Here is an 18,755-nt window from a genome sequence, read left to right on the forward strand (position 1 = left end):
CTGTTCGAGGCACCGGCCGGAAACGTCGAAGAGCCAACCGTGGTAGATGCAGCGGATCCCGCCGTCCTCGAGCCGACCGTAGGAGAGGTCGGCGCCCCGATGGGGGCAGTGCAGGCCCAGGAGGCCCGGATGGCCAGCGTCATCGCGAAAGAGGACGAGGTCCTCGCCCAGGAGGCGCACGGGGACCGGTGCGCCGCCAGGGGGCAGCTCCTCGGACAGGGCCGCCGGCTGCCAGTAGCGGCGCATGAGCTCGCCGCACGGGGTGCCGGGTCCGGTCTGGGTCAGCAGGTCATTCTCTTCTTTCGTCAGCATAGTACACCCCCTCCCCCGTCGTGGGGGCCGAGCATGATGGGCAAGCTGAGGGCGCATCCCGAAGGATCTCGCCGACAGCGATGCTTCGCGACGCTTTCCATGATGTCTCTTCGATTGGCCACGACAGCGAGGATGCCGGTCGGTCGTCCCAACTGCGGGTCGGCTAGCCCGTCGCGGCCACTGTTCGCGCGGAGCGTGTCGGCTTCCGCTCCCGCACGTCCTGGACGTAGGCGCGAGCGCTCTCGTAGATCGCCTTCGCCACCGGGCCGTACTTCGCGCGCGGGTTGTCGATCTGGTCGGCGGTCCAGCCGAGGGTGCCCGGGCTCACGCCGATGTCGCCATCGCAGTCGTCGCCCGCGCCGAAACCGCTGATGGTGGGCACGCGCAGCTCTTCGGTGATGGACTTCGCGAGATCGGGCGAGATGCCGGTCAGGATGATGGCGAACGCGCCAGCGTCTTCGAGGGCATGGGCGTCGCGGCGCATGCGCTCCTCGGGCAGGATCGCGCCACCCGTCATCCCGCCGATCGCCGCGCTGGTCATGGGTGTGAGTCCCATGTGCGCCAGCACCGGGATGCCCATCTTCACCATCGCCTCCACGTGTGGGGCGATCTCGGCTCCGCCCTCCGGCTTCACCGCGTTGCAGCGCGTCTCTTTCACGAGGCGGCCGGCGTTGCGCACCGCGTCCTCCACACTGACTTGGTAGGTCATGAAGGGCATATCGCCGATAACCAGGGCGTGCTGGGTGCCGCGGACCACCGAGCGGGTCATGATGATCATCTCTTCTAGGGTCACGTCGTTGTTGTCCGCGTGGCCGAGGAGAAACCGGCCGCCGCTGTCTCCGACCAGGATCATGTCGGGCTCGGCCCGGTCGATCGCCCGCGCCATCTCGTAGTAGTACGCGGTCATGACGACGATCTTCTTCTTTTCTGCCTTCATGCGCTGGACGTCAGCAACGGTGACCCGTGCCATGGCTACTCCTTCACATCTCTTCGTCAGCTTCCGATTCCGCGAACGTAGTCTACCACCCGTCGTTGTGGAGCCAAAGGCCTCGGACGCTGGTGGGATATCATGTCTGCGCGACTTTGCAATGTGTCGGGAGACAAGCGTCGGGGACGTGTGCCCACCGGCCGGTCGAACCGTCGTCTCCCGCTCGAGGAGGGCGTTGGGGAAATGGCAGGGCGGATACGGGCCGCGATCCTCGGCTCGGGCAATATTGGCACGGATCTCATGATCAAGCTGCTCCGGAGCAGCGTCATCGAGCTCACGATGGTGGCCGGGATCGACCCGGCGTCCGAGGGGCTCGCCATGGCGCGCAAGGCAGGCCTGAAGACGACGGTGGACGGGATCGACGGACTGCTGGCCGACCCCGAAGTCGGCGACATCGTCTTCGACGCCACCTCCGCCCGGACGCACCTCCAGCACGCGCCGCGGCTCAAGGAGGCCGGGAAGATCGCCGTCGACCTGACCCCCGCGGCCGTGGGGCCCTACGTGGTGCCGGTCGTGAATATGGGCAATCAGCTCCACGCGCCGAACGTGAACATGGTGAGCTGCGGCGCGCAGGCGACTGTGCCGATGGTCCACGCGATCAATCGCGTCGCGCCCGTGGACTACGCGGAGATCGTCGCGACGATCGCCAGCAAGAGCGCGGGGCCCGGGACTCGACAAAACATCGACGAGTTCACCCAGACGACGGCTCGGGCGCTGGAGCGCGTGGGCGGCGCCAAACGGGGCAAGGCCATCATCATCCTCAACCCCGCCGATCCGCCCATCATGATGCGCGACACCGTGTACGCCATCGCGCCGGGGATGGACCGGCAGCGCGTGGCGGAGTCGATCTCCGACATGGTCGAGCGCGTGCAGGAATACGTGCCGGGCTACCGGCTCCGCACGGACCCGATCTTCGACGGCGATCGGGTGACGGTGTTCGTGGAAGTCGAAGGGGCCGGCGACTATCTGCCCAAGTACGCGGGCAACCTTGACATCATGACGCAGGCCGCGGTGCGCGTGGGCGAGGAGATCGCACGCGGGCTCCTGGCTGGCGCTGGCGCGGCGGGAGGACGAGCGTGACCCGGCCCAAACAGATTCGCGTCATGGACTCCACCCTGCGCGATGGCAGCCACGCCAAGGCGCATCAGTTCACCGCGGAGCAGGTGGCTGCCGTGGCCGGCGCCCTCGACGCCGCCGGCGTCCCGGTCATCGAGGTCTCGCACGGGGACGGTCTGGGCGGATCGTCGTGTCAGTACGGATGGTCCCTGGAGTCACAGGAGAGCCTCCTCAAGGCTGCGAGCGCGGTCATCAAGCACGCCAAGCTGGCCATCCTGCTCATCCCCGGCATCGGGACTGCCGAAGATCTGGAGATGGCGCACGAGTACGGCGCGCGCGTGGCGCGCATCTGTACCCACGTCACCGAAGCCGACATCTGCGAGCAGCACATCCAGATGGCGAAGAAGCTCCAGATGGAGGCCATCGGGTTCCTGATGATGTCGCACATGGTGACGCCCGAGGAGCTGTGCGAGCAGGGACGCAAAATGGAGAGCTACGGCGCCGACTGCGTCTACGTAGTCGATTCCGCGGGAGCCATGACGCCGTACGACATGCGCGCACGGATCTCGGCCCTCCGGCAGGCCCTCAATATCGAGATCGGCGTGCACGCCCACAACAATCTCTCGTGCTCGGTCGCCAACTCCCTCGTGGCGATGGAGGAGGGCGCGACGAACATCGACGGGTGCACGTGCGGGCTGGGCGCCGGCGCGGGGAACACGCAGACCGAGGTGCTGGTCGCGGTGTTGGACAAGCTTGGCGTCGACACCGGCATCGATACGTTCAAGATCATGGACGTGGGGGAGGACGTGGTTCGCCCCATCATGGATCGGCCGCAGATCATCGACCGCGCCGCCCTTACCCTAGGGTACGCGGGCGTCTACTCCAGCTTCCTGCTGCACGCGTACCGGGCGGCGGAGAAGTTCGACGTGGACGTGCGCGACATCCTGCTCGAGTGCGGACGGCGAAAGACGGTGGGCGGCCAGGAGGACATGCTCATCGACATCGCCTGGGAGCTGAATCAGCGCAAGCTCGCCGCCCGCCGCGCGGGAAGCTAGCGGGGGGAGCGGAGATGGCGGAAACGCTGCGGCTCGGGATCGTCGGGCTCGGAATGGGCGCTGGACGGGTCATCCCTGAGATCGCCAAGCTGCCCTTCATCACGATCGCGGCGGGAGCCGACGTTCGCAAGCACGCTCTGGACCAATTTCAGGAGGAGTTCGGCGCGGCTGCGTTCACGAGCGTCGAGGAGATGTGCCAGAGCCGCGACATCGACGCCGTCTACGTCGCCACCCCCCACGAATACCACGCCCAGCACTCCATCGTCGCGCTGAAGCACAAGAAGCACGTCATCGTGGAGAAACCGATGGCGCTCTCCATCGACGAGTGTGAGGCGATGAACCGCGCCGCGGACGAGAATGGCGTGTGGCTCCTGTGCGGCCACACCCACAGCTTTGACCCGCCCGTGCGCAAGATGCGCGAGGTGGTGCGGAGCGGCGACCTGGGACGCCCGCTGATGATCAACGCCTCCTACTACAAGAACTTCATCTATCGGCCCTTCTCCGACCACGACGAGGCGATGAGCCGCGGAATCGTGCTGAACCAGGGGCCGCATCAGGTGGACATCGTGCGGCTGCTGGGCGGCGGGTTGGTGCGCAGCGTCCGAGCCGTCGCGGGAGCAGGCGACCCGACCCGCGGTGAGCCCCCGGCGCGACCGGCCGAAGGGCACTACGTCTGCTTTCTGGAGTTCGAGAACGGCGTGCCGGCGTCGCTGGTCTTCAGCGGGTACGCCTACCTGGATACGGCGGAGCTGGTGTGGGGGATCGGCGAGGGCGGGAACATCGTCAACCCGGACGACTTCGTGCAGGCGCACCGCTTCTTCGCGGAGCTTGGCGCCGGACCGGAGCGAGCCAAGAAGATGGAATCGCTCCTCGAATCGTGGCGCTATGGCGGCCAGGCGGTCGGCGAATGGTTCACGATGGGGCGCTCCGGCAGCGGCGCCTCAACCGAGCGGCACCAGCCCTTTTTCGGGCTCAACATCGTCACCTGCGAGCGGGGCGACGTGCGCCAATCGCCGGACGGCGTATACGTGTATACGGCCGAGGGGCGCAGGGAGCTGCCCATCGAGAAGGGCGCGCACGGCCGCGAGGCCGAGATGCGCGAGCTGTACGACGCGGTCGTGGAGAACCGCCGGCCGTTCCACGACGGCCGCTGGGGCGAGGCCACCCTCGAGGTCTGCCTCGCGATCCTCGAGTCGACCGCGACCCATCGCGAGATCACCATGACCCACCAGGTGCCGGCGGAGTAGCCCAAACCCCGTTTGTGGCGAATCGCCGCCCAAGTCCCGCCAAGGGTAACCGGAAGTCCGCACCGCGGGGCTGCTGCATGGTTTCGGCGCCGTCAAGCCTACGCGTCGGCCCGAGGATTGGTCCCAAGTGAGGACCGCCGGAGAAGAATCGGTAGCTGAGGAGATCGTCACCGAAGGCTGACGATGGAGCCGCGCCTCATGGACACCAACGTCATCCTGCGTGACCTTACGCGCGATGACGAAGCCAAGGCACAGGGTCGAGCCATGATCGCCGAAATCCAGCGCGGCAGCCGGCGCATGGCATGAATCATCGCGCAAGGGGTGTGACGGGGAGACGAGGCGCACCTCGCCCCGTTACACAAACCGCACGCACACCGAGCCGAGGTGGTCGAAGGTGGCCTGCACCGTGTCACCGGCCTCGACGCTGACCGCCGCAGTCAGCGCGCCCGGCAGGATCACCTCGCCAGCGCGGAGCGTGACGTCGAAGTCGGCCAGCCGGTTCGCGAGCCACGCCACGGCCTGCGCGGGATTCCCGAGGACGGCCGCGCCAGCCGCCGAGTTCACGATCTCGCCGTTCTTCTCCAGGATCATGCCCACCAGGCGCAGATCCAGCCCGTCGACGGGCAGGCACCGGCCGCCCACCACCATGCGGCACGACGAGGCGTTGTCGGCGATGGTGTCCGCGAGCGTGATCTTCCAGTCGGCGACCCGGCTGTCCACGACCTCGAGGGCGGGCATGACGTACTTCGTCGCGGCCAGCACGCGCGGCACGGTAACGCCCGGCCCGCGCAAATCCTCCGCCAGAACGAAGGCGATCTCCCCCTCCACGCGCGGATAGACCAGGTCGCTACGCTGCAGGGCGCCCCCGTTCGGCACCATCATCGTGTCGAGGATGTGGCCGAAGTCGGGCTGGTCGACGCCGAGGAGCTGCTGCATGGCGACGCTCGTCAGGCCGATCTTGTGCCCAACCACCCGGGCCCCGGCCTCCAGCTTCCGGTCGATGGTCGCCATCTGGATGCGATACGCGTCGTCCGCTGACAGGCCAGGGTAGGTCTGCACCAGCGGCGGGATTGCCTTACGGCTCTCCTCCGCCTCGACCAATCGATGTGACGCCTCCTGGATCGTCTCCGCGCTCAGCGCAGCGCTCATCCTTCATCTCCTGTGGTCCGCCTCGCGGATCAGTCATACGAGCCCGATGCGGCGGTTATTTCCAGCTCCAGAGGTGAATGTCGGTCGCCTCGTCCGACGGACCGGTGAGGGACGCCGTGTGGGCCGTAACGCCGAGATTGTAGTGGATGGGTATCGACGGGAGATCCTTGCTGTAGAGCTTCGCCATGTCGATCATCGCCTGCTGACGCTCTTTTCGATCGAGCCTACTGTGCCACGCCTCGAGGAGACGGTCGTACTCGGGGCTCGAATAGCTGCCCCGGTTACTGCCCGTCCACCGGTTCTCGGGCCGCGGGATCGAGTCCGACCCGAGGGTCTCGAGCGAGCCGCCGTCGCCCGTGTACGTCCCGGGCCGCTCCGCCCGAATGCGCGCCTCGCGCTGCTCGGCCTGCGACAGGAAGTGCGAGGTCATCTCGAAACCGGCCCGCTTCCATGTATCCAGCATGATGTTCTGGGTCGTCTCGCTCTGCGGATTGGCGGCAATCCAATCCTCGCCGGTAAACCGGAGGCCGCCCGGGCTCACATAGATGCCGTCCGCCCCCTTGGTGAAGCCGGCCGAGTTCATGAGCTGCTCGCTCTTTCGCAGGTCGTAGGGATACTTGGCGATGGCGGCGTCGACGGCGGGGAAGATCTCGTCCGATGGAAGAATGCGGGTATCGGCGGCAATGCCCTGCCCCTCGAACACCCCGTCATTCACGGCCTGTTTGTCGATGGCGTGGGCCATCGCCATCCGTACGCGAACGTCGAGCGTGCCGGCGAAGCTCGGCGCCACGCGGTCAGGATCGAGCTGAAATTCGGTCGTTCGGGCGCTCCGCGGACGCGCGAGGACGACGCCAGTGGACCCCCACTGCCGCCGCAGGACGAGAGCCTGGGCGAAGGGGACCGCGTTGGAGATGGCGACGTCCATGGCGCCGGAGAGCAGGTTCGCGAGCACCGTGTTGGGATCGTCCATGTACGCCACGTGAATCCGCCCGATCTTCGGCGTGCCGAGGACGTAGCCGCGAAAGGCGACCGCGTCGAGGCCGACGCCCGGCGTCCATTCCTCGATCCGATACGGCCCCAGCCCCACGTACTCCCGGGTCCAGAAGGGATGGGCGGCGAAGGCGTCGGGGTCCAGGCGCGCGAGCGGGTCGGACAGGATGTGGCGCGGCAGCGCCTGAAGGTCCTCGGCGGCGACCTGGCCGGCCTCCGGATACGGCTGCGTCCACTCGATCACCACCGTGCGGTCGTCGGGCGCGCGAATCTCGTCGATCCGGTCCTGGGGCGTCGGGCTCGATGCGCCGAACCGCGGATTGCTGTAGACCTGTAGGGCAAAGACAAAGTCCTCGGCCGAGAGCGGCGTACCGTCCTGCCACGTCAACCCTGGCTTCAAGTGATACGTCGTCTCCATGCGCCCGTCGGGGAACACCCGCCAGTCGTCCGTGTTGAGGGCCGGCAGCGACTCGGAGAGGTACGGGTGGGGCACCTGCTGGAGGTCCAGGATCGCGAGGCCCGCGTTGAACATGCTGACCGGCGCTCCGCGCACGCCGGTTGTCTGCAACCCCTTGGCCGCTGCCGTCACGCCCTCGGTCCGCACGACCATGTTGAGCGCCCGATTCTGGACGTTGGCGTCGGGCGGGGCCGCGTCGCCCCTTGGGTCGGATAGCTTGGCGGCAGGCGCGCACGCGCCCACGGCGAGGAGCACCGAGAGGAGCCAGATGGCGCGGGGTGGCATGTTCGCTCCATCGGGGGAAGGCCGCCGCATCACCGGGGCTTGTCGCGCCACGGCGCGGGCCTGAGGCGTTTTTACCTCTCGGCCACGATCCGCCGCAAGCACGAGGCCAGAGTCGGTGATGAAGACATCCCGTTCCCGGCCGCGGGCCGAAGAATGGCAAAGGCGCTGACTGGCTCGTGACGGATCCGTCGCGTCGCTCCGAATGATCGCCGCGTCTCATCGCGCCTTGTCAGCGCGGGCTTGCCGCGTCCGCCACGCTCGAGGCCGACGTCTTCGCGAGCAGGGCGTCGCCCCGCGTCGCGGCGGGGGCGGACTCTTGGGCATCCCGGCCCACCGTCTCGCCGACCCCAAACCCGATGATGAGCGATACGGCGAGGGCCGCCAAGGCCCGCACGCCGAAGGAGGCGCCGTATCCGAGGCTGGAGGCGGCTGAGAATGCCACCGGGCTGAACGCCGCGCCACCGGCGCTCATCAGGCGGGAGATGGCGAAGAACCGGCCGCGGGCCTGCGCTGGCGCCAGATCGGATGCCAGGACCTGTAGGTTTCCGCCGGTCACGCTTTGGCAGCCGTTCATCAGAAGGAACGCGGGCACGAAGAGGGCGAAGGGCGCGTGGAAGGCCGCCGTGGCCGCCGTGATCAGCGTCGAGACAAAGATCCCCGCGAACCCGGGCACGATCGTCACCTTTCGTCCGAACCGATCCATCAAGTACCCGGAGGTAAAGCCAATGGGGAGGCCGATCGCGCTGTTGGACGCGGAGAGCAGGCCCAGGGTGCTGGGTCCGATGTCGTACGCGTACGCGGCGTAGAGGAGCACGACGCCGCTGCCGGCTGCCTGACCTCGCGCGATATTGGCGAGGAACTGCGCGGCCATGTAGCAGGAGATCTGCCGCGTGCGCAGGGCGTTGATAACGGTCCGCCACTCGCTGATGGCGCCCTCGTCCGCGGCGCGCCGATCCAGGCGCCGCGGCGTCGACTCCTTGACGAGAAGGTAGGTTGGCACGAACGCCAGGAGACTGAGCGCGCCGTAGACGAGGAACGGCGCGCGGAGCCCGAAGCCCGCCGCGAGGAAGCCGCCGATGGCCGGACTCACCAAGTTCCCAACGCGCTGCATCGCCATCATCCAGGTGATCTGGCGCCCTCGGCTCCGAGCCGCGCCCGTGTCGGTGATGATGGTGACCCGCGACTGCTGCCACATCTGGGCCGCCGCGCCGCCGATGAAGCGATAGACGAGCAGCTCCGGAAAGGTGTGCGCCGATGCGATGAGGAACGCGCTGAGCGCGGTGAGGAGCGGCCCGGCGAGCAAGATGGGCCGCCGACCGATCCGGTCCATGAGGTAGCCCGCGGGCAGCGTGGCCGCGAGGCTGCCAAAGCCGGTCAGAATGACCACCAGGGACGCCGCGCCGAAATCGACGCCGAACGACTTCGCGAACAGCGGGATGACGGGGGTGGCGATGCCCGTTCCAAGGGAGAGGGCGAGCGCCGGCAAGTAAAGGGACAGGAGGAGCTGTCGCGAGAGGACTGACGAGGCTGGCTGCGCGCGCGCTTCCGGCGAGATCTGCTCCACCTTCCGCATAGCCCTCCGGCTGATGCCACACGACGAGCCGCACGCTTCCGCGATCGGCCTCGACGGGGGTACCACCAGTATAGGCCCAGCGGACCGCACCGGGCAGAAGCACAAAAAAGAGGCCGTCCCAGCTGGACAGCCCCTCAGGGTGGTCGCGTTGACGTTTGGTCGCCAGTGCCGGTGGTCGTTCCCTTGGTCCGCTCAACGGGGCCTTATGGCTCCAGGGGGCGTCGCCTCCGCCTTTTGGGCTGGAACTCCGCCCGCTTTCCGCGCCTTCAAGCGTTTGCTTTACCGCGGCTGACGGGTTCGGCCACCGGTTTTGCTGGCGACCCGCGAGTGTCTCTTTACTTTTCTCGGCCTCCAATTCCCTTCATTCGTATCATACGCCTCCACGCGGCTCGTCCACCCCACCCAATCGGGTGGTCTCGGGTGTCCCCGCGCCCCTCCGGCGAGCGGGTCAGGGTAAGGGGTAGCGCCCCCCATCGCAGCCCTTCGGCAGGCTCACGGCCGGCTCTTCCCCCGCAAGGGGAAGGGGGGTCCCTCTCCCCGGCGGGGCGAGGGTGAGGGTGAGAGGCCACCCCCTACGCGGGCAGCGCCGACGGGAGATCGAGGATCTCGGCGGGCACCCGGAGGTCCGCGAGCTGGGCCGCGAGCCAATCGTGGGCCGTCCAGGCCTCGATGCGCCGTCGAAAGCGGTCGATTCGGTGCTGCCGCTCCTCGGGCGGCATGTCCAGCGCAGTCGCCATCGCGCGCGCAGTCCCCTCGATGTCCAGCGGCGATATCATGAGCGCGCTGTCGCCTGCCTCGGCGGCCACGCCGGTCGTCTCGGAGAGCACGAGGACCCCGGGGCGGCGGGAGATCATCGCCCACTCCTTGGCCACGAGGTTCATGCCGTCCTCCAGCGAGTTGACGAGCAAGAGATCGCAATCCGCCATCGCGGCGAGCGCCTGGTCGCGATCGTTGGTGTAGAAGACCTGGATCGGCCGGCCGCCGCAGTCCTTTTCGAATCGATTGTTGATCGTCTCGATGCAGGCAAACACCGTCTCGCGATACGCGCGATACACGCCCAGGTCGGTTCGCGAGGGGACCAGAAACGCGCTGAACCGGGCGTGCGCGCGCAGGTCGGGGCGCGTCTCCAGGAGGCGCTCGAAAGCGCGGAAGCCGATGAGCTGGTTCTTGCTGGGGTCGAGCCGATCGACGCGGATGACGTGCTTCATCCGCGGGTCGAACGCGAGCCGGGCGCGCGCCGCCGCGACGTGTTTGGAGCGCACGTCACGCGCGAGCCCGGCGACGTCGACGCTGGCGGCGTAGGTCCGCGCGCGCACGCATCGTCCATCCGCGGCGGTCACCGATGCGGACGGGCTGTCGCACTGAACGTGGAGGAACTCCGCGCAGCAGGCGAGAAACGCATCGCGATCGTCGTCCGTCTGGAACCCGACGACGTCCGCTCCCAGGAGGCCGCGCAGGATCGTCTCGCGCCAGGAAGGCGGGATGAGCTTCATCAGCCCCACGTCGAAGAACGGGATGTGGGTGAAGTGCAGGATCGGGGCGCGCGGATACTTCCGTCGCAGCAGCGCCGGCAGCGGGTAGAGATGATAGTCCTGGACGAGGATGGCCCGGGCCGAGGCGCAGGATACCGCGATGGCGTCGGCGAGCATCCGGTTCGCGGCGAGGTAGCCATCCGCCCACGCATCGTAGCGTCCTCGATCGAGGTACTCGTATCCCCCGCGGCCCAGCACGCGGTGCTGCAGCATCCACAGCACCTCATTGCTGATGCGTCCATAGTAGGCGTGAAACGTTGGAGCGGGGACCGGCACGGGCACCACGTGGAGTCCGGCATCGAGCTGATCGGCCGCGGAGGTAAAGAGGCCCTCTTGCGCGAGCGCCGCGTCCGGCGGCTCTGAGACGCAGCAAAACCACGAGACGGTCGGTTTGCTGGCGAGGGGGCTGAGCATGCTGACCAGGCCGCCCGAAGACGGGCGTGCGACCCAGCGGCCTTCGTCCCACACGAAGTCCTTTGGGCCTCTGTTGGAGACGATCAGGATATCTGGCGTCACGACACCCCTATTCTACGCGGGGCCCGTTGAGGGCCGCTGCCCCTGCGCTTTCCCAAGCCGCGAGGGAGGCGGCTGGCGCCGCGGACGAGGCTCTATACTCCAATGCATTTCACTCACGGAGTCAGTCGCCGAGATGACTGTGCGCCCCGCTCGCTGGTTCCCCATTTGCGCGCTCCTGCTCGCCGCGTGCTCCGCGCCGGCGGTGCCATCCACTCCATCCTCCCGGACTGTCGCGGAGGGAGCGCCGACCGCCGCTCCGAAGCGCATCAGCCTCGCCGTCGCGGCGAACGTGCCCACCCTCGTCGACCGGCTCTCGGCCGGCGGCGTCGGCGTACCCGGACTCACCGATCTCCAGAAGATGCTCAGCCCGGGCCTCACCGTCCGCGACGATCAGGGCGCCCTTCGCCCCATCCTCGCCGAGTCTGCCCCGACCCTCGAGAATGGACTCTGGACCCTCTTGCCGGACGGCCGGATGCAGACGATCTGGAAGATCAAAACGAGCGCCCGCTGGCAGGACGGCATTCCATTCACCAGTGAGGACGTCGTCTTCACCGCTCGCGTTGATCGCGACCCGGAAGTGCCCATGCGGCGCGCCATCGGCTACCAGTCCGTCGAATCCATCGAGGCGCCGGACTCGCAGACCGTCCGCGTGACGTGGAAGCAGCCCTACATCCAGGCGGACATGCTCTTCGACGACCCGCTCTTCCCGCAGCACATCCTCGAAAGCGCCTTTCAGGATGACAAGCCCGGCTTCCCCCAGCTCTCGTACTGGACAGATGACTTCATCGGGACCGGGGCGTTCCGTCTGCAGCAGTATGTGCGCGGAAGCCACATGGTGCTCCAGGCGAACGACGACTACGTCCTCGGTCGGCCGAAGATCGACGAGATCGAGGTCAAGTTCATTCCCGATCCCGCGACGTTGATGGCGAACGTGCTGGCTGGCTCGGTCGAGCTGACCCTCGGGCGCGGGATCTCCCTCGAGCAGGTGACCCAGCTCCGCGACCAGTGGAAGCAGGGCGGCGCCGACATCGCCTTCACCTCGTGGCTGGTCATCTACCCGCAATTCGTCAACCCGACGCCGGCCATCGTGGGCGACGCGCAGTTTCGCCGCGCGCTGATGCACGCGCTGGACCGCCAGCAGATGGCCGATTCGCTCCAGGGCGGCCTTGTACCCGTGGCCCACACCTTCCTCCACCCCCGTGAGCCCGATTACGCGCAGGTCGAGGATCGCATCGTGAAATACGACTTCGACCCGCGCCGCGCCATGGACATGATCCAGGCGCTCGGGTACACGCGCGGGGCTGACGGCATGTTCCAGGACTCGAACGGCCGGGGCCTCTCCCTCGAGATCCGCACGAGCCCTGAGCAGGACATCCAGGTGAAGACGCTCTTCGCCATCGCGGACGCCTGGGAGCACGTGGGCGTGGCGACCGAGCCCAACGTGATGGCCGAGCAGCGCATCAGGGACCGGGAGTACGTCCAGACCTTCCCGGCCTTCCTCATGTATCGCCAGCCCAACGATCCCAACGGATTGCTCCTGCGGCTCTATAGCTGGCAGGCGCCGATGCCCGAGAATAACTTCGTTGGCAGGAATCACCCCCGCTACAGGAACCCCGAGTTCGACGCGATGATCGACCGCTACTACACGACCATTCCGAAGCGGGAGCGCACGGCGGTTCTGGGGGACATCATCCACCACACGACCGATCTCCTGACCATGATGGGGCTCTTCTACGACGCGGAGCCGGTGATCATCGGCAACCGACTGGTGAACGTCGCGGCCGCCAAGTCGGCGGACTCGACCCCCGTGTGGAACGTCGACCTCTGGGACGTCCGCGGTGGATGACCGTGGCGCAAGGCGGGGCCCCCTCACCCGATCCGCTTCGCGGACCGGCCGCTCCCCCGGAGGGGGCGAGGAACTGGGCGCTCTTCTCCCCTCCCCCTGGCGGGGGGTGTGGGTGAGGGGGTGGCTCGCGAAATCCCAAACACCTGCGCTCGCCTTCCTCGCGCGCCGGCGCATATCCCGGTCCCTCTCGGCCGACGCGAGACGGATCGTCATCGTCGCCACCCTCGCGCTCACCATCGGGCTTGGATGTACGCCTGCGCAAAATCGGACCGGCGAGCCGCAGACGAGCCGGCCGACCGCCGGCCCGAAGCGGATCGTCGTCGCGATGATGAGCGACCCGCCCACGATGCTCCGCAGCGTCACGCCGGGCGCCGCGCTCCCCGGATCCGACGCGCTCGAGGACCTCGCCAACGTCGGACTCACTATTACCGACAACCACGGGCAGCTGGCGCCGCGACTCGCCGAAACGGTGCCCAGCGTCGAGAACGGCCTGTGGACGGTGTCCCCGGACGGCCAGATGGAGCTGACCTGGACCATTCGCGCGGGCGCGCGGTGGCACGACGGAACACCCATTACGGCGGACGACTTCGTCTTCACCGCGACCCTCGGGCAGGACAAAGACCTGCCGTTCCCGCCGGACGCGGACCTGCGGGACATCGAATCCGTTACGACGCCTGACACGCGGACCGTCGTCGCCACGTGGGCCAAGCCGTACATCAAGGCGGACGCCGCCTTCGTGTCGCCTCGGCCAAAGCACTTGCTGGAGGCGGCGTACCTGAAAGACAAAAAGTCATTCCCGCAGCTCGCTTACTGGGGCTCAGAGTTCGTGGGGACCGGTCCCTATCGGCTTCGCGACTGGACGCCCGGGGTGAACATGATCCTCGAGGCCAACGAGGCCTACGTGCTCGGCCGGCCGAAGATCGACGAGATCGAAGTGCGATTCATATCTGACGCGAGCGCCCTCGCGACGAACCTGCTCGCCAGCTCCATCGATCTCACCCTGGGCAAGAGCCTCTCCCTCGACCAGGCCCTGCAGGTTCGCGACCAGTGGCGCGACGGCCGACTGGACACAGCGCCGTCCAACAACATCCTGATCTACCCACAGCTCCTGGACTCGAGCCCGCCTATCGTGGGCGACCTTCGATTCAGGAAGGCGCTGATGTACGCCATGGACCGCCAGCAGCTCGTGGACGGCATCATGAGCGGGCAGACGCAGATCGGCGAGAGCTATCTGCAGCCCAGCGATCCGGACTTCGCCGCGACGCTGCCGTACGCGGTTCGGTACGAGTACAACCCGCAGCTCGCAGCGCAGATGATCGCCGACCTCGGCTACGTCGCGGGGACGGACGGCGCATTCCACGACGCGGGCGGCGAGCGGATCACGGTCGAGATCCGCACCAACAACGTCGATACGAACCAGCGGGCGATGTTCGCCGTCGCCGATCAGTGGAAGCGCGCGGGCGTGGACGCGTCGCCGGTCGTGATGCCGGCGCAGCTTCAGTCGGATGCCGCCTACGTCACGACGTTCCCCGCGTTTCTCCTGTTCCGCCAGCCCAGCAACATCACCGGGCTGCCGCGCCAGCATCGCGCGAACACGCCGCTCCCCGAGAACAACTACCGCGGCGCCAATTACTCGCGCTACCAGGGGAAGGAGTTCAGCGACCTCATTGACCAGCTCTTCGTGACGATCCCCCACGCGGAGCGGGTCCAGATCCTGGGCCAGATCATCCACATCATCACGGACCAGCTCAACATGATGTTCCTGTTCTACGACGTCGAGCCCACGATGGTCTCCAACCGCCTGCACGGCGCCACCGCGCGCTATCCGACCTCCACTCAGGCGTGGAACGCCCAAGAGTGGGACACGAACTGACGCACCACGTAAGGAGGGATTCATGGCCGCAACGAGCGGCGAGATCGAGCCGGGCACTGTAGTCCGTTACGCGGACCTGCGCGAGTTCATCGAGATCGTGGACGCGCTTGGAGAGCTTCGCCGGGCCGAGGGAGTCGACCTGCAGTTCGAGATCGGCGCTCTGTGCACCATCAGCCGCGAAGCCGAGATCTGCCCAACGACGCTCTGCGATCGCTTTGCCGGCGTCGAGCCGGGCTTTCGGATTCTGCTGAACCCGACGCGCTCGCTGAACCGCATGGCGCTCTGTTACGGCCTGCCGCTCGGCCTCACCCGCGAAGACTACGACCGGCTCGGGCCGGAGAAGGCCAGCGCGCTGAAGCCGATCCCGCCGCGGGTGGTGCAGAACGGTCCGATCCTCGAGAACGTGCTCGAGGGCGACGGGGTCGATCTCACGCGGCTGCCGCGTCCGTGGTGGCACGAGCGCGACGGCGGCGCATACCTCGGGACAGGCGACGCGATTATCACCCGCGATCCCGACAGCGACTGGGTGAACATCGGCACCTATCGGGTGATGTACCAGGACCCGACGCACGTGTCGGTCTACATCAACCCGGACAACCATGGCCTCCTCCACCGCGAGCGATGGTTCGCGAAGGGAAAGTCGTGCCCGGTCGCGATCTCCCTCGGGCACGACCCGCTGCTGTTTCTCGTCGGGGCCAATACACAACCCGCCGGGTCCTGCGAGTACGACTACATGGGCGGGATTCGGGGCGAGCCGGTCGACGTCATCATCGAGCCGCACACCGGGCTGCCGATCCCGGCCCGGTCCGAGATCATCATCGCTGGCGAGTTCCTACCGGACGACATCCGTCCCGAGGGGCCCTTCGGCGAGACGTTCGGCTACTACGCCAGCGGCGTGCAGCAGCTTCCGACGGTCGCCGTCAAGGCCCTCTACTTCCGGAACAACCCCATCATCATCGGGAACCCGCCCAGCCGCCCGCCTCACGAGCGGAACGCGACGTCGATCCGCTTCTCGCGCGGGGAGAGCCCGCTCGAACGGCTCCAGCGCCAGGTGCCGGGCGTGAAAGACGTGTATAGCGGATTTCCGTCGGGCGGCGGCCACCTGGCCGTCATCAGCATCGAGCAGCAATACCCCGGCCACGCCATGCAGGCGGCACTCGCGCTGATCAACGGCATGGGCCACCGACCGCGGTACGTCATCGTCGTGGACTCGGACGTGAACATCCGGAACCCGGTCGAGCTGCTGTGGGCCGTGACGACGCGGACGGATCCGGTGAAGGACTTCCACGTCATCGAGCGGACGACGTCATCGCCGGTGGAGCCGGCGATCCCGCCATGGGAGAACAATCTGATGTCGCGTGCGATCCTGGACGCGACGCGTCCATTCGAGTGGCTGGACAAGTTCCCGCTCACGGTCGAAGTGGCGCCGGAGCTGCGCGAGCGCACCCTCGCCCGCTGGCGCAACATCCTGCAGTAGGGAGTGCCTAGCTTCCGCGTTGGCGCGCAAGTGCCGGAATTTTGGCAGAAACCTCGCGGCGGGGTTGGTTGCACCACAAAAACGTGGTGCCGCCCGGATCTTACCGCTGCCGAGCCCGTCGAAATGGGCCGCGACGAATACCATGCGTCGGCTAGCCGATCGTGCTCGCTGAGATGGCCCGTGGACCATCGCCGCCGGGTTATATGGCATTGTCGGCGGTGCGCGAAGTCACCGGTGTAGACTACCGACCATGCCGGGCGCGCTCATGCTCCCTAGGCGGGTTGACCCAAACCGCATCCGTCCGGAGGACAGTGCGGCCCATGAATGGTATCGGTTCGTCCTCTCGTTTCCCCCGCACCTTGTGAAGCAATACGTTGCCAAATTTGGTCTCGAGAACACGAGCCTGGTCCTCGATCCTTTTTGCGGCACCGGAACCACGCCTGTTGAGTGCAAGAAGCTCGGTATCGCCAGCGTCGGCATTGAAGCCAACCCGATGGCCGAGTTCGCGGCCCGCGTAATAGCCGACTGGGGCATCGACCCCGACCTCCTCGAAAGTCACGCTCACCAGGTCGCGAGAAAAGCCGCCGAGAATCTCGCGACGCAGGGTATCGTCGACGAACCACTCAACGGGCAAGCACTGGCTGGCGCAGTCGCGCTTCGCTCGCTTGCCCCTGAGTCGATGCGCCTGCTGCTCGCAGATTCCATCCGACCGCTTGCGCTTCATAAGAGCCTCGCATTGCTCGATGTCATCGAGCTCGAGCTTCGAGACGACCGCGTGGTCGACCACGAGCGGCTCGCCTTTGCGAAGGCTACCGTCGCCTGCGTGAGCAATCTGCATTTTGGGCCCGAGGTCGGCGTCGATCGGCTCAAACTGTCCCTGCCGGTGCTGCCTAGTTGGCTCAATGAGATCCGCATTATGGCCGCTGACTTACGGGCATTACGAGGCAATCGGGGTGTACCCGCTCGCATACTTCGTGGGGACGCTCGTCAAGACCTCGGACAGGTCCTCGAACCTCGCGCTATTGACGGAGTCATCACGTCGCCTCCGTACCCCAATGAGAAGGACTACACACGAACGACACGCCTGGAATCGGTCCTCTTGGGGTTTATTCGAGATCGCTCGCAGCTCCGGTCCCTTAAGCACTCGCTGGTTCGATCCAACACGCGGAACGTCTACAAGCTCGACGACGACGACAAACTCGTTGCGAACAATGCCCGAATTCAGGAGATTGCGGCTCAGATAGAAGCGCGACGACTTGAACTCGGGAAGACTTCAGGATTTGAGCGACTTTATGCCCGGGTGACGAAGCTTTACTTTGGGGGAATGGCTCGTCACCTCAGTGAACTAAAACCATATCTTCGACCGGGCGCCCGGCTCGCTTATGTCGTGGGCGATCAAGCGTCGTACCTGCGAGTCCTGATCAACACCGGCGAAATCCTCGGCGACATTGCTTCTTCGCTCGGCTACGAACTTGATTCAATCGATCTTTGGCGCACGAGGCGCGGGGCGGCGACCCGTGCCCAACTCCGCGAAGAAGTGGTGTGTCTTCGGTGGCCAGGATGACTGACGTCGAACAGGGACTCGATGGAGAGGACCAGGAATACCGATTCAAGCAGACTCCCGATTACCTGGCGAATATCCGACCGACGCCCGGAAAAGCTGTCACCAAGGTTCCTGATGCGACACCTTCGATCATCACGCAGAACAGGCTCAATGACGAGCAGGCGCTCCTTGCGATGCTTCGCTACAACCGTCTCGTGGACATTTTCTCGGGTGTTACCTGCTACTCGCTTCAGAACCACCTTCGAACCCAGGTGGAAAATCTGGGGCAAACCGAGACAGACGAAGTCTACCTGGGGGTCGACAAGCGCGGGGCCCAGTACGTCTTTCCAGTCCAAGCCAAAGGGGGGAAGGACAGGCTCAGCATTGTCCAGGTCGAACAGGATTACTTCATGTGCCAGGCCAAATTTCCTGGGCTCCTGTGCCGGCCTATCGCCACTCAATTCTTGAGGGGACGTATCGTGCTGTTTGACTTCGAACAAAGCGAGGGGGAGTTTGCCATAGCCAACGAACGTCACTATCGCCTTGTTCCCGCTGGGCAAATCACAGGGACAGAGCTGGCGGCTTACCAACATCGGTTGGAGACTGACTAGGGCTTTTCCTGTGCGTGCTTCGAAGGCCTGCGGTTTGGGCAGCCTAGCCGTCACGGAGATGCAGGCATTGCGATTGATTCGTCGCAGATCTGAGGTCGCGGCGAAGAGCTAATCTCAAGAGTTGTGGAAATTGGGCGCCCGCAGGCGCCCGCGTCAAGGAAAGGCGTACCCTTCCAGCGCAACACAAGACCCCGGACGGGGAAATGAACTGGAGGGATACGCCTTGGCGCGAGGATACCACAGCC

Annotated in this window: 14 protein-coding genes; 8 read left to right on the top strand and 6 right to left on the bottom strand. The window is 66.4% G+C overall.

Annotated features, from left to right (window positions below):
• The coding region (locus tag VFC51_06925) for a Rieske 2Fe-2S domain-containing protein (GenBank protein ID HZT06747.1) at positions 1–312 on the bottom strand (312 nt) is incomplete at its 3' end.
• A gap of 163 nt (positions 313–475) precedes the next feature.
• Positions 476–1,282, bottom strand: coding sequence for a 3-methyl-2-oxobutanoate hydroxymethyltransferase (locus VFC51_06930; GenBank protein HZT06748.1), 807 nt, complete (start codon positions 1,280–1,282; stop codon positions 476–478).
• Positions 1,283–1,483: 201 nt separating this feature from the next.
• Between VFC51_06930 and VFC51_06935 the strand changes: the two genes are divergently transcribed.
• The 3 genes from VFC51_06935 to VFC51_06945 are packed head-to-tail and all read left to right on the top strand — an operon-like array spanning position 1,484 to position 4,658.
• Positions 1,484–2,380 (top strand): acetaldehyde dehydrogenase (acetylating), encoded by an 897-nt coding sequence (locus VFC51_06935; GenBank protein HZT06749.1) that lies wholly within the window; start codon positions 1,484–1,486, stop codon positions 2,378–2,380.
• On the top strand, positions 2,377–3,411 hold the full coding sequence (dmpG, locus tag VFC51_06940; GenBank protein ID HZT06750.1) for a 4-hydroxy-2-oxovalerate aldolase: 1,035 nt from the start codon (positions 2,377–2,379) through the stop codon (positions 3,409–3,411). Before VFC51_06935 ends, dmpG begins: the two co-directional genes overlap by 4 nt.
• Positions 3,412–3,425: 14 nt before the next feature.
• Positions 3,426–4,658, top strand: a complete 1,233-nt coding sequence (locus VFC51_06945) for a Gfo/Idh/MocA family oxidoreductase (protein HZT06751.1) — start codon at positions 3,426–3,428, stop codon at positions 4,656–4,658.
• Between the two features lie 354 nt (positions 4,659–5,012).
• Here VFC51_06945 and VFC51_06950 read toward each other — a convergent pair whose 3' ends face one another.
• From VFC51_06950 to VFC51_06965, 4 genes are all read right to left on the bottom strand, one after another.
• The gene (locus VFC51_06950) at positions 5,013–5,807 is read right to left on the bottom strand and encodes a fumarylacetoacetate hydrolase family protein (GenBank protein ID HZT06752.1); all 795 of its coding nucleotides are present in this window, start codon (positions 5,805–5,807) and stop codon (positions 5,013–5,015) included.
• A gap of 55 nt (positions 5,808–5,862) precedes the next feature.
• A complete protein-coding gene (locus VFC51_06955; GenBank protein ID HZT06753.1) occupies positions 5,863–7,539 on the bottom strand; it encodes an ABC transporter substrate-binding protein in 1,677 nt (558 codons plus the stop codon).
• Between the two features lie 229 nt (positions 7,540–7,768).
• Positions 7,769–9,112, bottom strand: a complete 1,344-nt coding sequence (locus VFC51_06960) for an MFS transporter (protein ID HZT06754.1) — start codon at positions 9,110–9,112, stop codon at positions 7,769–7,771.
• Positions 9,113–9,684: 572 nt separating this feature from the next.
• Positions 9,685–11,160: a trehalose-6-phosphate synthase gene (locus VFC51_06965; protein HZT06755.1), complete on the bottom strand. Its 1,476-nt coding sequence runs from the start codon at positions 11,158–11,160 to the stop codon at positions 9,685–9,687.
• A gap of 133 nt (positions 11,161–11,293) precedes the next feature.
• On the opposite strand from VFC51_06965, the gene VFC51_06970 reads away from it, so the two are divergent.
• The 5 genes from VFC51_06970 (at position 11,294) to VFC51_06990 (ending at position 18,510) form a co-directional block, all read left to right on the top strand.
• Complete coding sequence (locus VFC51_06970) at positions 11,294–13,006, top strand: ABC transporter substrate-binding protein (protein HZT06756.1); 1,713 nt, start codon at positions 11,294–11,296, stop codon at positions 13,004–13,006.
• 112 nt (positions 13,007–13,118) lie between these two features.
• Positions 13,119–14,879: a peptide ABC transporter substrate-binding protein gene (locus tag VFC51_06975; protein HZT06757.1), complete on the top strand. Its 1,761-nt coding sequence runs from the start codon at positions 13,119–13,121 to the stop codon at positions 14,877–14,879.
• A 22-nt stretch (positions 14,880–14,901) separates the two neighbouring features.
• Positions 14,902–16,356 (top strand): UbiD family decarboxylase, encoded by a 1,455-nt coding sequence (locus tag VFC51_06980; protein ID HZT06758.1) that lies wholly within the window; start codon positions 14,902–14,904, stop codon positions 16,354–16,356.
• Positions 16,357–16,621: 265 nt separating this feature from the next.
• Positions 16,622–17,920 carry a DNA methyltransferase gene (locus VFC51_06985; GenBank protein ID HZT06759.1) on the top strand — a complete coding sequence of 433 codons (1,299 nt, stop codon included), beginning with the start codon at positions 16,622–16,624 and terminating at the stop codon, positions 17,918–17,920.
• On the top strand, positions 17,917–18,510 hold the full coding sequence (locus tag VFC51_06990; protein HZT06760.1) for a hypothetical protein: 594 nt from the start codon (positions 17,917–17,919) through the stop codon (positions 18,508–18,510). Before VFC51_06985 ends, VFC51_06990 begins: the two co-directional genes overlap by 4 nt.
• The last annotated feature ends 245 nt before the right edge of the window (positions 18,511–18,755 follow it).

The organism is Chloroflexota bacterium (assembly GCA_035652535.1).
Lineage (GTDB): Bacteria > Chloroflexota > UBA6077 > UBA6077 > SHYK01 > DASRDP01.